The sequence below is a fragment of the Shewanella sp. WXL01 genome, from assembly GCF_012263345.1.
Taxonomy (GTDB): domain Bacteria; phylum Pseudomonadota; class Gammaproteobacteria; order Enterobacterales; family Shewanellaceae; genus Shewanella; species Shewanella maritima.
The window spans coordinates 519,192-536,035 of record NZ_JAAIKQ010000001.1 but is presented as its reverse complement, the minus strand read 5'-3'; the positions used below and the strand labels follow the sequence as shown (position 1 = coordinate 536,035).

The 16,844-nt window shown below is 44.4% G+C and carries 14 protein-coding genes; 3 read left to right on the top strand and 11 right to left on the bottom strand.

What is annotated here, in order from left to right:
- Window positions 1-205 precede the first annotated feature (205 nt).
- Genes G3R49_RS02120 through G3R49_RS02110 form a run of 3 tightly spaced genes read left to right on the top strand, consistent with a single transcriptional unit; the run spans window position 206 to window position 5,809 of the window.
- The gene (locus tag G3R49_RS02120) at window positions 206-1,288 is read left to right on the top strand and encodes an efflux RND transporter periplasmic adaptor subunit (RefSeq protein WP_167868512.1); all 1,083 of its coding nucleotides are present in this window, start codon (window positions 206-208) and stop codon (window positions 1,286-1,288) included.
- Window positions 1,285-4,347 carry an efflux RND transporter permease subunit gene (locus G3R49_RS02115; protein WP_167868511.1) on the top strand — a complete coding sequence of 1,021 codons (3,063 nt, stop codon included), beginning with the start codon at window positions 1,285-1,287 and terminating at the stop codon, window positions 4,345-4,347. Before G3R49_RS02120 ends, G3R49_RS02115 begins: the two co-directional genes overlap by 4 nt.
- Entirely contained in the window at window positions 4,334-5,809 is a 1,476-nt protein-coding gene (locus tag G3R49_RS02110; protein ID WP_167868510.1) for an efflux transporter outer membrane subunit, read from the top strand. Before G3R49_RS02115 ends, G3R49_RS02110 begins: the two co-directional genes overlap by 14 nt.
- Before the next feature lie 135 nt (window positions 5,810-5,944).
- Here G3R49_RS02110 and G3R49_RS02105 read toward each other — a convergent pair whose 3' ends face one another.
- From G3R49_RS02105 to G3R49_RS02055, 11 genes are all read right to left on the bottom strand, one after another.
- Complete coding sequence (locus tag G3R49_RS02105) at window positions 5,945-6,649, bottom strand: hypothetical protein (protein WP_245335222.1); 705 nt, start codon at window positions 6,647-6,649, stop codon at window positions 5,945-5,947.
- An 83-nt stretch (window positions 6,650-6,732) separates the two neighbouring features.
- Window positions 6,733-9,006, bottom strand: a complete 2,274-nt coding sequence (locus tag G3R49_RS02100) for an LruC domain-containing protein (protein WP_245335221.1) — start codon at window positions 9,004-9,006, stop codon at window positions 6,733-6,735.
- Window positions 9,007-9,270: 264 nt separating this feature from the next.
- The gene (locus G3R49_RS02095; protein WP_167868509.1) at window positions 9,271-9,939 is read right to left on the bottom strand and encodes a hypothetical protein; all 669 of its coding nucleotides are present in this window, start codon (window positions 9,937-9,939) and stop codon (window positions 9,271-9,273) included.
- A gap of 271 nt (window positions 9,940-10,210) precedes the next feature.
- Complete coding sequence (locus G3R49_RS02090; protein WP_167868508.1) at window positions 10,211-11,482, bottom strand: glycosyltransferase family 4 protein; 1,272 nt, start codon at window positions 11,480-11,482, stop codon at window positions 10,211-10,213.
- A 133-nt stretch (window positions 11,483-11,615) separates the two neighbouring features.
- On the bottom strand, window positions 11,616-12,560 hold the full coding sequence (locus tag G3R49_RS02085; protein WP_165399067.1) for an SPFH domain-containing protein: 945 nt from the start codon (window positions 12,558-12,560) through the stop codon (window positions 11,616-11,618).
- A 2-nt stretch (window positions 12,561-12,562) separates the two neighbouring features.
- Window positions 12,563-13,498 (bottom strand): slipin family protein, encoded by a 936-nt coding sequence (locus G3R49_RS02080; RefSeq protein WP_130598718.1) that lies wholly within the window; start codon window positions 13,496-13,498, stop codon window positions 12,563-12,565.
- Window positions 13,499-13,670: 172 nt separating this feature from the next.
- Entirely contained in the window at window positions 13,671-14,153 is a 483-nt protein-coding gene (locus tag G3R49_RS02075; protein WP_130598720.1) for an NfeD family protein, read from the bottom strand.
- 259 nt (window positions 14,154-14,412) lie between these two features.
- Complete coding sequence (locus tag G3R49_RS02070; RefSeq protein WP_167868507.1) at window positions 14,413-15,444, bottom strand: hypothetical protein; 1,032 nt, start codon at window positions 15,442-15,444, stop codon at window positions 14,413-14,415.
- Between the two features lie 59 nt (window positions 15,445-15,503).
- The gene (locus G3R49_RS02065) at window positions 15,504-15,947 is read right to left on the bottom strand and encodes a hypothetical protein (protein WP_167868506.1); all 444 of its coding nucleotides are present in this window, start codon (window positions 15,945-15,947) and stop codon (window positions 15,504-15,506) included.
- Between the two features lie 16 nt (window positions 15,948-15,963).
- Window positions 15,964-16,251 carry a hypothetical protein gene (locus tag G3R49_RS02060; RefSeq protein WP_167868505.1) on the bottom strand — a complete coding sequence of 96 codons (288 nt, stop codon included), beginning with the start codon at window positions 16,249-16,251 and terminating at the stop codon, window positions 15,964-15,966.
- A 68-nt stretch (window positions 16,252-16,319) separates the two neighbouring features.
- The gene (locus G3R49_RS02055) at window positions 16,320-16,838 is read right to left on the bottom strand and encodes a hypothetical protein (RefSeq protein ID WP_167868504.1); all 519 of its coding nucleotides are present in this window, start codon (window positions 16,836-16,838) and stop codon (window positions 16,320-16,322) included.
- Between the last annotated feature and the right edge of the window lie 6 nt (window positions 16,839-16,844).

Below are 16,844 nucleotides of genomic sequence, written 5' to 3'. Positions count from 1 at the left end.
CCAACAACATCAACGCCAAAGATAAAATAACATACAAAACAAATGCGCAACAAAATCAGACTTATTAGCCTCAAATGAGTGTACAAACGGCGCAACAACTCGATTGTCTCATTTTTTAAGACAATAAGAACCAGCTAGGTGGGTTAATCAGCATGGGTATCGAATCTTAAAATAACCTTATCAAATAGAGAGGATGAATAATAAGATGCCAACTAAACAAACCTGCATACTCACAGCAAGCTTATTCGCGCTTACTGCTTGTGGTAATCCAGCCGCAACTGAAATTAAACCCACTCAACCAATCGCTGTAATCAATATTGACCAAATAAACCAGCAGCATAGCCTGCGCTTTTCTGGTGTGGTTGAGTCTCAAAATAGAGCGAGTCTCGCGTTTCGCGTACCTGGCACGCTGCAGCAAATCATGTTCAACCAAGGTGAGCACGTAAAAGCCGGGCAAGTTATCGCACAGCTCGATCCACACGATTTTCAAGTACGAGTTAATGAACTAAAAGCCCGACTAATTGAGGCAAAAGCATCACTTCAACAAGCAGAGAATGAGCTAAAACGCACCCAGGCTGCAAACAAAGACAAAGCCATTGCTGACGTTAATGTCGAACGCGCTAAAACCGGTGTTGCCCGTGCTCAAGCGGGAGTTGAAGTCGTATCGCTTAATTTGCAACAGGCCGAAGATTCATTGCGCTATACCCAGTTAACAGCGCCATTTGATGGCGTGATTGGCAAGCGTAACTTTGACAACTTTGAACAGGTTACCCCAGGAATTGGCTTTGTCACCATCCACCAGCCGCAATCTATTCAAGCAGTAATTGATATCTCTGAGTCATTACTAAGCGAGGTTTATCGCGGGCAACAAGCCATTATTAGCAGCGCTGATACTGAGCAAACCTTAGTTGGGCAAATCAGTGAAATCACTACTATTGCAGACCCGATTAAGCGCACTTACAGCGCAACAATCAAAATTGAACAAGGTGGTGAGCTTTACTACCCGGGTAAGGTGATTAACGCGCGTATTAACCCAACGGAGCAATCTGCAGCGACTTACTGCGTGCCATCTAGTGCTATCTTCACGGTTGATCAGCAAACTCATGTGTCAAAAGTCGAATCTGCAACCGTTAAGATGATGCCAGTAGAGCTTATTCGCGCTGGGCTCGACACTAGCTGTATTCAAGGCTCATTTACCGGCAATGAGAGCATCATCATTGCTGGCGCAGCTTTCTTAGACGATGGCGCCGACGCCAGTAATATTGTTGATCTAGGAATGACTAAATGAATCTAGCTGAATTTGCCATTAGACAGCGTGTATTCGTTGTATTTTTCACCGTACTGGCAACCATTGCTGGTATTTATTCATACTTTGATCTCGGTAAGCTCGAAGACCCGTCGTTCACGGTTAAAACCGCGGTTGTTGTGACCTTGTACCCAGGCGCATCAGCAAGTGAGGTTGAACAGCTAGTAACTGACACAGTCGAAACTAAGCTGCAAGAAATGGGTTCACTGAAAACCCTGCGCTCGCTTTCGAAACCCGGCGTATCAATGATTTTTGTCGACCTTGTGAGTGAGCTGCCCAGTGATGCTCTGCCGCAGCAATGGGACTTACTCCGCCGCAAAGTGACTGATATTAAGCTACTGTTGCCACCAGAGGCGCAAATTAGCGTCGTACAAGATGAGTTTTCAGAAGTCTACGGCATGCTATTTGCCATCCATAGCCAGGATGCGCCATCACATCAACTAAAAGATTATGCCAAAGAGCTACAACGTCGCTTAAAAGCAGTATCTGGCATCAAGAAAATTGAACTACATGGCGTACAAAACCGTGTGGTGCATATTGATATCAGCGACGAGCGTATCGCCGAGTCTGGTTTATCTGCAGCACAGGTAATTAACCAGCTTAATAGCCAGAATATGCCATTGGACTCTGGCAGTTTTAAAATGGGCATTGAGCGCTTGCGCGTTGCACAAACTGGCGCGTTCACCGATATCGAAGACATCAAAAATGTAATGATAAAATCCGGTGTCGGCCAACTATCAACCGGATTGATTAGGCTTGGCGACATTAGCGATATTTACTATGACTATCAAAAGCCTGCGTTAACTCAAAGCCGCTACAATGGCGAGCCGGCAATCACCCTAGCGGTAAGTCCGGTTAACGGTATTAACGTGGTATCGCTTGGCGATGAGCTCACGCAAATCATCAATGACTTTCAGGCAGAGCTGCCTGTTGGCGTAAACATCAGCACCATTGCATTTCAACCAGAAGAAGTGCACGACTCCATCACCACCTTTATTAACAATCTACTTGAAAGTATTGCGATTGTTGTCGTCGTATTAATGCTATTTATGGGCTGGCAAAGTGCGCTGATTGTGGGCGCGAGTTTATTGCTGACGATTCTTTCAACCTTAATCTTCATGAATTTTGCCGGTATCGACCTCCAACGGGTGTCGGTAGGCTCGTTCATCTTAGCCCTTGGGATGCTGGTCGATAACGCGATTGTCATTGCCGACATGTTCAGCTCAAAACTCAAGCAAGGCAAAGCACGTTTAGCCGCTGCGACTGAAAGCGTTGGCGAAACCGCCCTACCTTTATTGGGTGCTACGCTGATTGCAATTATGGGTGCAAGCCCAGTGATCTTCTCCACCACTGATGCGTCTGAATTTGCCATTTCAGTAGTGCAGATCCTAGCAAGCTCTATGTTGCTGTCGTGGGTAATCGCCATGACCTTTACGCCGCTAATGTGCTGGCTATTTATTAAAACGCCGGAGCAAAGCGACGAGAGCAAGCCAAGTAAGTTCAAAACCGTGTTTACTCGCGTAATCACCTGGACTATCAATAACCCAAAACGCACCATTGCATCAGCGGCACTTGCTGTAGCGCTGACCTTAGTGATCGCGCCTCTGGTAAAAGTTAACTTTATTCCAACTTCCGATCGCGAAATGGTGTTCCTTGATTATTGGCTACCTAATGGCAGCCAAACAGAGCAAGCGTCCAAAGACATGCTAGTGATTGAGAAGTGGTTGATAGCGCGCCCAGAAGTTGAGTCGATTGCCAGCTATATTGGTGCCAGTGCGCCACGTTTTTCGGTAACAGTCGAACCAGAGCCTTTGGATAGCAGTTATGGGCAAATCTTAATTAATACGCATGACTTTCAAAGCATTGAAACCTTAGTAAGCGAAGGTAATCAGTGGCTTGCGCAGCACTTCCCACAAGCTCAACCGAGATTCCGCGCACTCAAGCTAGCAACCAAAGATAAGTTCAGTATTGAGGTTCGCTATTCAGGCCCAGATCCGAAAGTGTTGCATGAGCTTTCAAGCCAAGCACAGCAAGTGTTACAGCAACACCCAAATACTCGTTATGTTCGCGACGACTGGCGTCAAGAGAGCAAGGTGTTAGTGCCTATCATCAACCAGGAAAAAGCCCGCCTTGCAGGAGTAAACCGAGCTGATATTTCATTGGCAATCAAGCGTGCTACCGACGGTTTCACCGTAGGACAACTGCGCCAGGAAGACACATTACTGCCAATAATCATGCGCTCACCTAACTCAAGTATTGATGATATGGGTGACATTCCTGTGCGCTCGCTACTTGGCGTACATAGTGTACCGCTCTCGCATGTGGTTGATGGCTTTGAAGTGCGCGGTGAACAAAGCATGCTTTGGCGCCGAGACCGTGTACCAACACTAACGGTTCAAGCAGGTGTACATGGCGAAACCATAGGCAAGGTGCGCAACCAGATTAGCGCACAAATCGAAGCAATTGCGCTACCTCCTGGCTACACCATGGAGTGGGGCGGAGAATATGCTGACGAGCAAGAAGCTATTGACGACATTTTGCTGCAAACACCAAAAGCATTTTTGATTATGGTGATCATTCTTGTCGCACTATTTGGCGCCTTTAAACAGCCATTGATCATTCTAACCACAGTGCCACTTGCGGCGATTGGTGTGTGCTGGTCATTGCTGTTACTCGACAAACCATTTGGTTTTATGGCGCTTGTAGGAGCAATTGCGCTTTCGGGCATGATTATCAAAAACGGCATTGTTCTGGCCGATCAAATCGAGCTTGAAAGACAAAATGGTAAGTCACTGGATGATGCCATTCTCGATGCCACACTTAATCGCACTATGGCGATCACTATGGGTGCACTCACAACGGCGTTAGGGATGATCCCGCTCCTAAGCGATCTGTTATTTGATCAAATGGCAGCCACCATTATTGGCGGGCTCGTTGTTGCTACCGCCCTCACCCTGCTGTTAATGCCAGCACTTTACAAGGTGAGCTTTAACAGCCAATCAACCACTAGATCGCAGGAGCAGCTAAATGAACAAGCGTAAACTCACATTGGCTATAACCTTGCTACTTAGCGGTTGTAGCATGACACCAGAATATGACGTTGAGCAGGTAATTTCGGTAGATAAAGTATATCTACATCAGTCAAATACCACAGATGTAGCTGCAAGTGAGTCTCACTGGTGGTCTAGCTTTAACGATCCGCAACTCAATTTACTGATTGAGCAGGTTCAGCAGCAAAACTTAACCATAGAAGTTGCCGCCCAACGCATTCAAGCGGCAAAGGCTTATCAACAAGCGGTGTCATCGTTTAGCATTCCAACCGTATCATTGGGAGCTGGCGGTTTTTCTTACGGCATATCTGAGAAAGATCCACTGTTAGGTGACATGGTTTCCGGCATTCAAAACCCGCTCAATGGTCAGCAATTGGAGCTGATTGATAAAGACCAGTATGGCTTTATGGTAGGCGCCAATATCAGCTGGGAAATGGATGTATTTGGCAAGCTAGATGCATTAAGCCAAGCTGCCAGTATTCGCCTTGAGCAAGCCGAGATTTTGCAGCAAGGCATGGTCACCTTGATTACCACAGACTTAATCCATAACTATTTACAATATCGTGGCGCTCAAGAGCGACTGGCTATCGCGAAGCAAAATATCGACGAGCAGCAACAAACATTGGAGATGGTGACAAGCTTGGTGGATGCGGGTTACGGCTCAGACTTAGACCTTGCCAAAGCTAGGGCGGCACTGGCTGGTGTTAAAGCAAGTCAGGTCGTGTTTGAAACAGCTGAGAAAGTGCACTTGTATCGTATCGCCACTTTACTTGGCCAACATCCAAGTACAGTGCTAGATAAGTTTTCAGCAGCCGAGCTTCCTGTGGTAACAGGTAAAATACCTGTTGGCTTGCCATCAGATTTGCTCAAACGCAGAACCGACATCGCCTTTGCAGAGAGAGATATGGCAGCAATTAACCAAGAGCTTGGGGCGAGCATTGCAGCACAATACCCAAGCTTTTACATTACGGCATCACCGGCAACGCTAGCAAAGAATGCCGACGACCTGTTTAGTTCAGGCTCTAGTGCATGGCTAGGGTTTGCAGGTGTCACCTGGGATGTGTTTGACGGTGGCCGTGGTGATGCCATGGTCGAGCTGCAACAAGCAAGGTTTGAACAAGCAAGGTTACGCTATAAGCAAACGGTGAACGATGCATTTAATGAGGTCGAAACCACCTTAATGACTTATGGCAATAGCTTGATGTTCCATAAACAACTCGCCGAGGCAGCCGAGCAATCAAGTAAAGCTGTCGCCAAAGCAAAAAGTTTGTACAAAGCTGGGTTAATTGACTACCTACAAGTACTCGATGCTCAGCGTCAAGACAATCAGGTAAAAGATGCCATTGTGCTGGCTAAGCTTAATGTCGCCAATAATTTATTACTGGTAAATAAAGCGCTAGGCGGTGATTGGCAGGTGCCCGCCGATACACAAACTCTTGCTCAAGCACACTAAGCCGTTGAGTTAGCTATCCAGTTACTTAACTGAGGCTGTTGCTTAGTCGCTAACGAAAAGTAAGTAAAAGCCTCTTAATACAAAGCCCTAATGCAGATTCTGCACTAGGGCTTTTTTTAGCTTAACTTTGCTAGGTTAGTTAAACGTTAACTGCTGCTGTTCAACTTGACTATCATATTGCCAGCTTTGATATTGTGGTTCGCTGCCATCATAAAACCACACTACTGCCATCAAACTCGCTTGGTGATTTGCTACCTTCAAAGTATCGTTAAGCTGACCGTTATCAAGCGGGCCGCGAAGCAAGCATGACTCATAATTAACAGTGATATTTGCCCCCTGAGTAAAGTCATCACAGAGTGAGAAATAGCCGCGCTTGCCGTTGGTAAGCGCCACCTGAACCTCAAGCTCAAACACTGCTTGCATTTCAAAGTCTGCATCGACAACCAGATCATCGAGCGAAGTTGGATCGGGTGTTGGTTCCTCTTCTTCAGGAGGTGTAGGCTCCTCTGGTGGTGTTTGATCATCACCTTCATCTGTACCGCCAGTATCGGTATCACCTGTGCCACCTGTATCAGTGTCACCTGTTGATGTTGGCGTGTTAGCTACTGGAGCTGGAGATTCTCCCCCACCGCCGCCTCCACCACAGGCACTTAGCAAACTAATCACTGATATAGCCAGCAGGCTTGGTAATATATTCATTGGCGTACCTTTGCGTTGTAAAAAGTCAAACCAAGTTTGTTTATGTTCGTCCTGCTCAGCAGCTGATTGTTCAGAATGATAGTTAGCAGCGGTTGCATTATTTTTCGTTTGAGCAGCAATCTTGTGAGTTAGCTTATTCATATTAATTACCTCAATATTCGATTCGGGTTGGCCAGTCAGTGACCTTGATTGGCTCACTGACTGCTCTGGCTAGCATTTGTCAGTTAAAACACCAGCTCTTCAATTTTGTTGATGTACCAGTCAGCATTCGTGTTACCGCTTGGGTCTGCTGCAAAATCGACAAACTCTGGGTATGCATTATCTAAACGCTCTTTCTCTAATGGGTGCTCCCAGTTATCAGGCACTTCAATCGCCCAGCTCATACCGTTTTCATCCTGGAAGTATTGACCTTGAGATGGTGATGATGCGTCATCATGGGCCCCTAAAAAGCGTGGGTCGAATAGATCGGTCGGCGCTTTGTTCTTTAGGTGTATCTCAAGTGAACGGCCAGGGTTCTTGCCATCAGTAATGTTCTTGGCGGCTAAGCCATGGTCGGTATTGGGCGTAGCAAAGATAAATGGGTCGTAAGGGAATGCCGGCATTAATTCAACGTCAACAGCCTCCACAAACGGAACCGTCATATTCCAACTTGCACGATAGCTAGTACCGCAACCGGCTTCGGTTCTGAAGTATTCACAGTTATTACCGCGTGTCGCGTGCTGCCATAGGTCTTCACTAAACACCATCACGGCATTGGTTTGCCCTTGCTCTAGCGGCGACTGAGTTTGTTTCACACCTTGAATTGACCATTCAATGGCTGATTCTTGTACATTGCTGCGCGCTACATCCGGCAATTGGATTGCAAAACCGTTGTGATACCAGGCGCCCATAGCGACTAGATGTGCTTCAAAACCTACACGACGAACATGATTATTTTTCTCGTACTGAACAATGCGCAGCTGCATCACTACATCGTTCATGTCAAAATCGCCTTGATTGGGGAACAAATCTTCATAGGCTAATGTGGTATAGGTTGATGAAGATGGGTAATAAGTCATCTTCACGCCAGTTTCCGTCACTGTTAACGCGTAGTCTTCAACCTCACCATCACTTACACCACCGGTAGGTAAAATATCTGGCGTGCTACTTAAACGAAAACGCGCCCAGGTGTCACCGGCTTTAGCCCAGTTAGGTACATCAATCATGACGCTCGATTGCCCTGGTGCCATTTTTTTCGCGCTTACAACACGATCTTCGCCGTCGAATTCACCATCTTGGCCCCAATCAATCCAGGCGTTGAGGTAGCCATCACTGCCAGTAACATCCACCAGCAACACCGCAGTCTCACCAATCTCGAAACCTGTTGGCATGCTGATGCCATCATCGTCATCAATACCATCACTAGAATCGTCCGATAATGGCGCAGGGTAACCGTCTGATTCATTGTCATTTAGCTTACCTAAACTCAAGCCTTCAATGATGCCGTGGCGGGCGCCATTATCAGACATTAACGTTGAATAAGAATTTGGCGCATCACCAAAATCTACAGAGTCACCGACTGGCACTTCAGCAAGGGCGCAACGCGCGCCATCGTTTGAGGTTGAAGAAGGACCATAAGAAAACAGCTCTGCTTGTGGGTTTGCATCAGCGACATTGAGCTTATACACGTTACCGTCACGATTGTTACTCATGTAAAGATTGCCGTCTGGGTCAAAGAACTGCGCGCCAAAGGTAAAGCTCTTACTTGCTGTAACCACAGTACCTAAGTTTTGATACTCACCAGTATTTGGGTCAATTTGCAGTAGCTTGCCACTAGTGCCGTTAGTCACTGCGTAGAGGTAACCATCAAAGGGGTGAAAGGCAAAATCGGTAATATTGTAGTTAACCAAACTACTTTGATTGGTGACTAATTCCATCACAGGATTCGCGTTGTCTAACTCAACCTTGAATAAACCGAGGTTTTTGCGATACCCAAACCAGGTATTGCTATCAATGGCAACGTCACCCACATAGAAGTTAGTCGTTCCAACCGAGCCGTGTTTAACTAAGTTAAGTGGCGTTGTTTGATATTGATTGTCGATGCGGCTCAAGGTTTGATTATCATAGTCCCAGCCGTATAAATAGTTGTCGCTGTAACTAAAGCCAGTGCCATTAATCGCGGCGTTAACCCCCATTGCATCCGACAGCACCACATAACTACCTGTACTAAGGTCTACACCATAGGTAATAGGGTTGCCCGCTGGCGTTTGCACAATAAAGGCTTGGGTTGGGCAAGCATTAAATGGCTCACTGGCCTTCGCACCTTGCGCCATGAGTAAACCAGCACCTGCAAATAGCAGATAGAAACTAGATTTCATCATTGATCGATTTGCGAGACCACTGCTGTTGGCACCGGCATGTTGCACGTTTTGTACAAGCCGAGCATCATCAAAAACACCCTGCTTATTATTTGAGGCTTGTTGGACTGACTGAACAGTCTTGGTTGCTAAAGAAGTCATAGGCTGATCTCGCTCTGTTAGTATCGGTAAACAGGTATTGCATAGACCAGACCAACTTTTTACTTCTTTAAAATCAATAAATTAAAATTCACCTTTGTGACAAACAATGCAAAATAGCATTCTGCATTGCAATTCGAAAAGTGATAAATAGAATTTGGGTTTGGTAAGAATGGGGTTGTGAATCGGGTAGGAAAAGCGATCATGAGATCTGTATTAGAAAGAGAGGCCATACTAATCACGAGTATGCCTCTCGAATCTTGTTAATTAGCTTTGCAAGAACATTGTCATTTTTGCATTAATATCAATCTTAGCTACTAGATCATTTTGTTTATTGTAAAATGCAATATCTTGATTGGACAGCCATTTGAAGTCTCCAAGTTTATAAGCAAAAGCAAACTCATTTGGGTCCTCATCTACTAATAAACACTCGAATACTAAAGAACCACTTAAATCACTTACACATAATTTAGCAGTAAACTCATCTAGGTCGTGATGACACGTTATTTGAGCAACCAACTTCCTTGCTGGATTTTTTTTCGTTTTTTTGAAAACCCAATGAAAATCATAGGCAGACGCAACAACGTTTCTAAAGCAGTCTTCAAGCAATAAAGGGTCCCAACCTTGTCCTTGACTTACTTTCAACAACCCAATATTAAGCGCATGTAAGATACTCTTTTTTTTCTCTATCTTGTCCAGCAACAAGTATCTTTCAAAATCAAAGACCACTTTAACTGTCATAACCTTCATATAAATGTGAGGAAGCCCCTCTTCAGAAGAACACTCAACCAAAACTTTCCAGAAGCCATTCGTTTTAAACTTCTTAGGGAAAAAACTGAAATATTGCGCAGCAATACATCTAACATCATTTCTAAACTGATGCCGTAAATCTTTATTTTCCTCTGGCAAATCTAAATCGAATTCTCTGAGAAGCATTGGTCTTTATCCTACATTTGATTGTGACCTTTGATGCATCGTCATGGGCACATTTTTTACTCATCACCTAATGCTTGCCATCTTGCGTCTAACGCTGCTTGTTAAATCAGAACCAAACGCCGATGCGATTAATGGAAGCCTATATGCTATTCAGCAAAATCCCATTCAATCACAGCATCGCCCCTACTCTTTCAGAGTTAGCTTTAGCAGCCCCTAGACAGAATGGTACCCCAGCTGATGCAACTAAGCTAAAAACAATCACTACCTTTGATCAAAGTTCACTCAATAATCTGTGCCAGTTATCCACCACGTTTTGCCATTGCTGATGTCGCCATTTCTGTAAATTAATATGGGAGTAATCATTGTGCCATTTGGCCGCGATTTCACCTGACTGATACGCCTTGCAAAATGAGGTTATCTGCATAGCGACTTGCTCAGGGCTCAGCTCTTTAGTTAGTTCTTTTTTTAGCTCTGGCTTTCGCTCTAAGCCTGGTGAGGACTGTTGCGATTGTTGTAGCGCTTGTTGTCGCGATTGTTGCTGCGAAAGCAGCTTAACACATACACACGGCGCATCAGTAAACTGATCATGTAGGCCGTCAACGTCACTGGCAATAACACATTTACCCATACTTAAGGCTTCTTGCATCACCAACCCAAATGGCTCCCAACGTGAGGGAATAACCACAGCATCACACGCTAGTAATTGCGTGGCAATATTATCTACGGCTGGCAATATTTGCACGTGACTCAACTCTTCGGCAAGCGCCTGAAACTCACCTTGCAACTCGCCCTCGCCTATAAGCGTTAACTGGCATAATTCAGCTGGTATGAGGGCCATCGCCTTTAGCAATACATCAAAGCCTTTTTGGCAATGAAAGCGCCCATAAGCGAGTAATTTCACTTGAGCGGCATTACTGTTAACTGTGTTGTTAGATGCGTTAACTTCAAAAGATTCAGATATTGCACTTGGCTTAATAGGCATCAGCGTAGGGTTAGGGTATGCCTTATTTGTCTGAAAATTGTTTGCTAGTAAATCCAAATCTGCGTCTATGAAGGTGCTAGTCACAGTTTCAGGTAATGGCATTAGTTGGGAGAGATCTCGCCCCTGGCCTAACATGGCAATTTTAGTTTTGGAAGCAAGTTTGTGTTTAAGCATCCATCGTTGCTGTGATGGTGCAATGCTGATGACCTTATCCATCAAGCCGTAGGTGAATTTCAGTAGCTGATAAAAACGCCCACTCGCTGACACATTCTCGTCAACAAAGCCCTGACTGTAATGATGCTCCTGCAATACAAGCTTAGCTCTAGGAAATTTAAGCTTTAGCTTCATCACACCAAGCAATCCAGTCCAACTTGAAGCGCCGTGAAAACAGATAATGTCTGCATCAAGCATCAAACGAGCATGTAACCCCATAGGCATGTATACAATGCGCATATCAAAATGCTCACTTAAGTGCGACTGGCACAAGTGAGTCAACGCCATATTCACACCGCCCATTTTGTTGTCGTCCACACAATGAACGACTAGAGGTTTTTGCGCCATAGTAAACCCTGCAACTTTGCTTAATTTGAGTGTTACCGACAAGCGATATCTTGGCAAGCCTTATCTTGGCGAGCTCAGTAGCAAAAGGTCGGCTAGTGCCGACCTTCATTGTTTAAACTCATCAATAAGATGTCTAACTTTTCACTTTATCTTCTTTAAGACCAATACTGTCTAGCCAGTATTCAAAGTTAACCATATTGCCTGGCAGCACAATGCGGCTATCAGACTTACTCAGTCCATCAAGTTGCTTCATATATTGCTCACCAAGCTGCATACGTAGCGCACTTTGCCCACCCTCTGCAGAAATCACTTTTGCCAGTGTGGCAATCGACTCTGAGGTCGCTTTGGCAAGAGTTAAAATCTCCTCAGCCTTACCTTCTGCTTCATTAATGCGGCGCTGCATCTCACCCTCAGATAAGTTAATGGTTTCAGCCATTAAACCTTCAGAGCGATTAATTTTAGACTGCTTATCACCTTCACTTTTTGCCAGTAATGCACGGCGTTCACGCTCTGCATTAACCTGCATTTCCATGGCATTTTTCACCGTTTCTGGCGGAGTGATGTTTTTAATCTCGTAACGGTGAACTCGAATACCCCACATGGCACCTGCTTCATCCAATACTTCCACTACTTTTGCTGAGATCAAGTCACGTTCTTCAAAGGTGCGATCTAAATCTAGCGTACCGATCACCGAGCGCGTAGTAGTTTGCGCTAGCTGAATCGCCGCGTAACGATAGTCGGTAATACCATAGCTAGCCTTAACCGGGTCGGTAACCGAGATATAAATAACGCCGTCTACTTCAACATTAACTTCATCGCTTGAGAAACACTCTTGCGGCGGTACATCAATGGTCTCCTCTTTTAGATCGTGGATGTAGGCAACCTTATCGATAAACGGAACCAGGGCATGAAAGCCCGCATCTAAGGTTTTGCTGTACTTACCTAGTCGCTCAACAATGTAAGCAGATTTAGTCGGTACCAGACGAATTGATTGAAATAATTTGAGCACGAAAATGGTAAAAATAATGCCCCAGATTACCATCACAATCATATCTGTATTGCTTGCATTTAAGTTAATCATTAGCGTGCTCCTTTTGCTGAATCAGTACCTGCAGCAACCGTGCTGGTTACCTGCTCCATGCCTTCAAAAAAGCCTTCCAGCTTAGCCATTTCAGCCGGCACTACCGACACTTGCGATTCAGATAAAATCTTACCTACCTGACCAATAAACTGCTCCTTTAGCAGCATGTTCATCGCATCGTTACCACCATTGTTAGCTAACGACTCACAAATTAACTCCATTCCTTGCGCTTTAGCATTAGCGATAATTGAGATTTCTTTACCTGTACCAATCGCTTCGTTAATGCGTCTTGTTTTTTCACCTTCAGAAAGATTAATCGCCTCCTGACGCTCACCTTCAGATAGGTTAATCATCGCGGCTTTTTCTGCGTTAGCTAGGGTAATTTCAGCACGCTTTTGACGCTCAGCTTCCATTTGCTTTTCTAACGTGTGAATCACGTGGCGAGATGGTGTGATGTTTTTAATCTCATAGCGCAGCACTTTAATTCCCCATGGGTCTGAGGCTTTATCAATCTCGCGTACAATCGACTCATTCAAGCTGTCACGTTCAGAGAAGGTTTGCGATAACGTCAACTTACCAATCTCACTGCGCATGGTGGTTTGCGCTAGGTTTACCGCGGCGCGGCGATAATCTTCAATACCGTAACTTGCAAGCTTGCCATCCATGACTTTTAGATAAACTAAGCCGTCAACTTCTAACTGAGTATTATCTTTCGAGATACAACTTTGTGGTGGTACGTCGAGCACTTCTTCGCGGGTATCGTGCCTGTAGGCGACACGGTCTACAAACGGCACTAGAAAATGAAACCCAGGTTGCAGCACCTTTTTAAACTTACCTAGACGCTCAATGACATGTACCTCGCGCATGGGCACAATCAACATGAGTTTATAGAGAATAAAAACAAAGAATAAAAATACGATGGTAAATAACAGCATATCACTTCCTTATTATTTGAAATCAGCTTGCTCGCTGCGCTAGGCATCTTGCCTAGCACTATCCTGACAGCTTTAACAACAGCTGAGCTAAGTGGACTCTGAACGAGTTGTTAGTCGAATATTGGTTTTGGGTTCATTAGTGACCCTTAATAACTTACGGCTCTTGTGGCATCTATTGCGACATGTCTTGAGGCGTCTCTTGTGGCAGCAGAGGCTCAACCACAAAGCCAATGTTTTCACGGCAGATAATACGCACCTCGGTGCCCTTTTTTATTACAGAGCCATTACCGAGTGCTGTCCAATCTGAGCCTAAACAGGTGATACGACCGGTTTTCTCACCCGGGCCTATATCTGCTTTAACTGTGGCGACCTGATTGTATAAGTCCAACTCTTCATCGGTGTTATCAACATGAGCGTCGCCACCAATCATTTTTTGGGTCACATGGCGAAATGCGAGCAGCAGCACCATAGAGCTGATAAACCACAAAGTCAGGCTTTGGCTCAGGCCATCAATAAAACCAACAGCTAAGGCTGAAGCAACAAGTACACAGGCAACACCAAGCAGAATAATGATGCCACCGGGAATAATGATTTCAGCCAGCATCATCACAATACCAATGACAAGCCAGATGAAAATAGGGTTGGTAAAATCCATCTTTGCTCCTTTTATCAAGGGTGGGTTTAACGCTAATAGCACTTTTAGCTACTGAACTTAAAAGGATTTACATCAATCGATTCGGTAGTCAGCTACATTAGCTCCAACGTCCACAATCCGTTTGGACATAATATGTCACAATACAGCAAAGATGCATAAAAGCAAAATATTTTGCATAAATCATACTTTTGGCAAAAGAGAGAACGTGATTATTTGAGATTAAAATCAGCAATATAAAGTAACTACCTTAAAGCAAAAGCTACCTCTTTATAAATGGCAGCAACCAAGTGTGAATGGCGTAACTGTGTTGATTTGGCAGGTTATGCGCTAGCCTTTCAACGCCATTCTTGGTTAGTAAAAAAGTTATATCGAGGAAATTCACGGCACCAATCACATCTGCTAAAGGGTACCTTCTAGCTTTCAACAGGCTATTTTTGACAATCAAATGGCCGTGATCGATTTTAAGCGTGGCTGGAAAGCTAGCATTAATGCTCAACCCGCTCAGCAAAGTAACGAATGCAAGCACAGCTATTTGCAGCGGTAGTACAGGAATACTGTCAAAGCCCTCAAGCACATCAGTATACAGCACAAGCCAAAGTGCAATGACAATCCAGCTAATACTCATTAATGAGGATAGCCAGAACTTAATACGGCCAACACCACCAACGCCAACACCCAATTGTTGAAACCCAGTTTCCGCAACCAAAGAACACTCTGGCAAGTCGACTTTTTGATAGTTTTTCAATAAACCGAGCGCGCTAAATTTATGTCTAGTCCCCTCAGTTTTGATAGCAACACCTGAGTCAAAATGGCGCTCAATAAATAAGGCGACATTTAACATAGTGGGCATATCTCTCATGGAAAGTTCCCACTCAGGGTAGCTGTAAAACCTCAAGAAATAATAACGCCGGCGCTGCCTTGAGTCCTCAGTCACACTCTCCAGTTCATTATATATAAACCCCGACATTTCTATCATTGAGAGGTTGCCATTGGTGACAGTTTCTTGCTCTGAAGCGATTCCAAACCAAGATTTGGTTTTAATGATTTCTTTATTAACAGCATCAATAACTAATCGGTTAACTTTAAATACGGGGAAGAAAAAACAACAACCGACAAGGGCGATAGCAATTGACATCAGTAGATCGCCAGAATCTTGGTAACCAAACCAAGCTATGTAAACAAGCCCCAAACCTAGCACCGCCCATACTATTCCAAAAATGAAATCGACGATGCCACCAGTGTCTTGCAATACAATACGTTCGTCAGTTTGTTTACAAATTTTATAGCTCATTACATCCCTTTAATGTCATTACGAGACAAGGCCTATAAACAGAGGCCTTGTTGTGTTGTTTACGGTTTTTTACCAAAGTACCAACGCCCATCTTCATGGCGTTCGAAATAGCAAGATGTTCCCCTTTTATATTTCATAATCCCTGCTTTGTACCAAACCTCAATGCTCTTAGTTTTATTCCCTTCATACTCAGAGTGTTTGATTTTGTTTTTCATCTCAAAAAGGTCGTACTCAGTTAAGGGCTCAGGACCAAAACGCTTTAAGTGTCCCGCTGGCCAATCTTTCTCAATCATCGCCTCCATCTTCTTCATCGTTTTTGGCAGCAAATGAAAGAAAAGCTCAGGGTCGTTCTTCAAAAAGCTATTCAGCATATAGTCTTTACAGACTGCTCTTAGGTTGTCATCTGAGCCATCTTCTAGGCCAGCGAACCGCTCAAGGGCATTAGCATTTATACAAAATATTAAAGCCCCTATCAGAAGTAGATATTTGACTAAATCCCTCATATTAATCTCCATTTTGTTACAAGAAGACTTCGCGTTGGAAAAGATTGATTTCTTCACCGCTAATAAGGCTAGAAAGAGTGAGATCGACATATTGTTCTTGTGGACATGTAGATAGATGCAATGGCACTTTACCACCATTTGCAAGCCCCTCAACCTTATAGGTTTCAAGCTTGGAGTCGTAATAAGATATTTTATATTGCTTAGCGGGAGGGAATGGTTCTAGTACTTCGAATTCAATCTGACAAGATGCGATAGATAGGCTCGGGAATAGCCCTAGCAGGGCTGCTATTTTGCTAGCTTTCACTTATTTCATCCTTGAAAATGTTGTAGTGCGTATTTAAATTGAATATGACGGCTGACGCAGAATACCTTCTATAACAGCTTAATCACCCGCCATTGGTTATCAAACTTAGCGACTTCACATCGACCTCCTTTCGCGATGATATGGTCAGTTTTAGTGTTTTGTGTATCAAATTCATAACGTATCCAAACAACGGTGTCATAATCGCGGCGACTAGCTGAATCTTTAACGGAGTCATTACTTGAGTTTTTGGCATCAACAAACCCGAAATGCTCCCCTTCTACTAAGCGAAAGTCGTTAATTCCTCGATAATCTGTAACAAAGTACTTTTTATATAGCTTCGATAAATGCCCTTCAACTTGCTTATCTGTAGCTGGGGTAGCTACAAAAACCTGCTTAAACAGCGCCACATCTTTGTTAGTGACGATATCTCCACTTCGTGAACATAGCTGCTTTGGTATTGATAAATCCATTTGGTTAGCGGTTTCAATACGTAACTGCCTTTCTTGTTGCCACTTTGCCTGCTCATCTGCAACTGCAGAACTACTCATCACAACGCACATAAAGCCAAGTAAAAACGTTTTTTGCATGGTTCC

Bases quoted from the DNA above. Each gene is read 5' to 3' on its own strand.
- G3R49_RS02080 (WP_130598718.1), bottom strand. From the start codon at position 13,498: ATGCTGTTATTTACCATCGTATTTTTATTCTTTGTTTTTATTCTCTAT.
- G3R49_RS02100 (WP_245335221.1), bottom strand. From the start codon at position 9,006: ATGACTTCTTTAGCAACCAAGACTGTTCAGTCAGTCCAACAAGCCTCA.
- G3R49_RS02065 (WP_167868506.1), bottom strand. From the start codon at position 15,947: ATGAGGGATTTAGTCAAATATCTACTTCTGATAGGGGCTTTAATATTT.
- G3R49_RS02110 (WP_167868510.1), top strand. From the start codon at position 4,334: ATGAACAAGCGTAAACTCACATTGGCTATAACCTTGCTACTTAGCGGT.
- G3R49_RS02055 (WP_167868504.1), bottom strand. From the start codon at position 16,838: ATGCAAAAAACGTTTTTACTTGGCTTTATGTGCGTTGTGATGAGTAGT.
- G3R49_RS02075 (WP_130598720.1), bottom strand. From the start codon at position 14,153: ATGGATTTTACCAACCCTATTTTCATCTGGCTTGTCATTGGTATTGTG.
- G3R49_RS02070 (WP_167868507.1), bottom strand. From the start codon at position 15,444: ATGAGCTATAAAATTTGTAAACAAACTGACGAACGTATTGTATTGCAA.
- G3R49_RS02095 (WP_167868509.1), bottom strand. From the start codon at position 9,939: ATGCTTCTCAGAGAATTCGATTTAGATTTGCCAGAGGAAAATAAAGAT.
- G3R49_RS02090 (WP_167868508.1), bottom strand. From the start codon at position 11,482: ATGGCGCAAAAACCTCTAGTCGTTCATTGTGTGGACGACAACAAAATG.
- G3R49_RS02115 (WP_167868511.1), top strand. From the start codon at position 1,285: ATGAATCTAGCTGAATTTGCCATTAGACAGCGTGTATTCGTTGTATTT.
- G3R49_RS02105 (WP_245335222.1), bottom strand. From the start codon at position 6,649: ATGAATAAGCTAACTCACAAGATTGCTGCTCAAACGAAAAATAATGCA.
- G3R49_RS02120 (WP_167868512.1), top strand. From the start codon at position 206: ATGCCAACTAAACAAACCTGCATACTCACAGCAAGCTTATTCGCGCTT.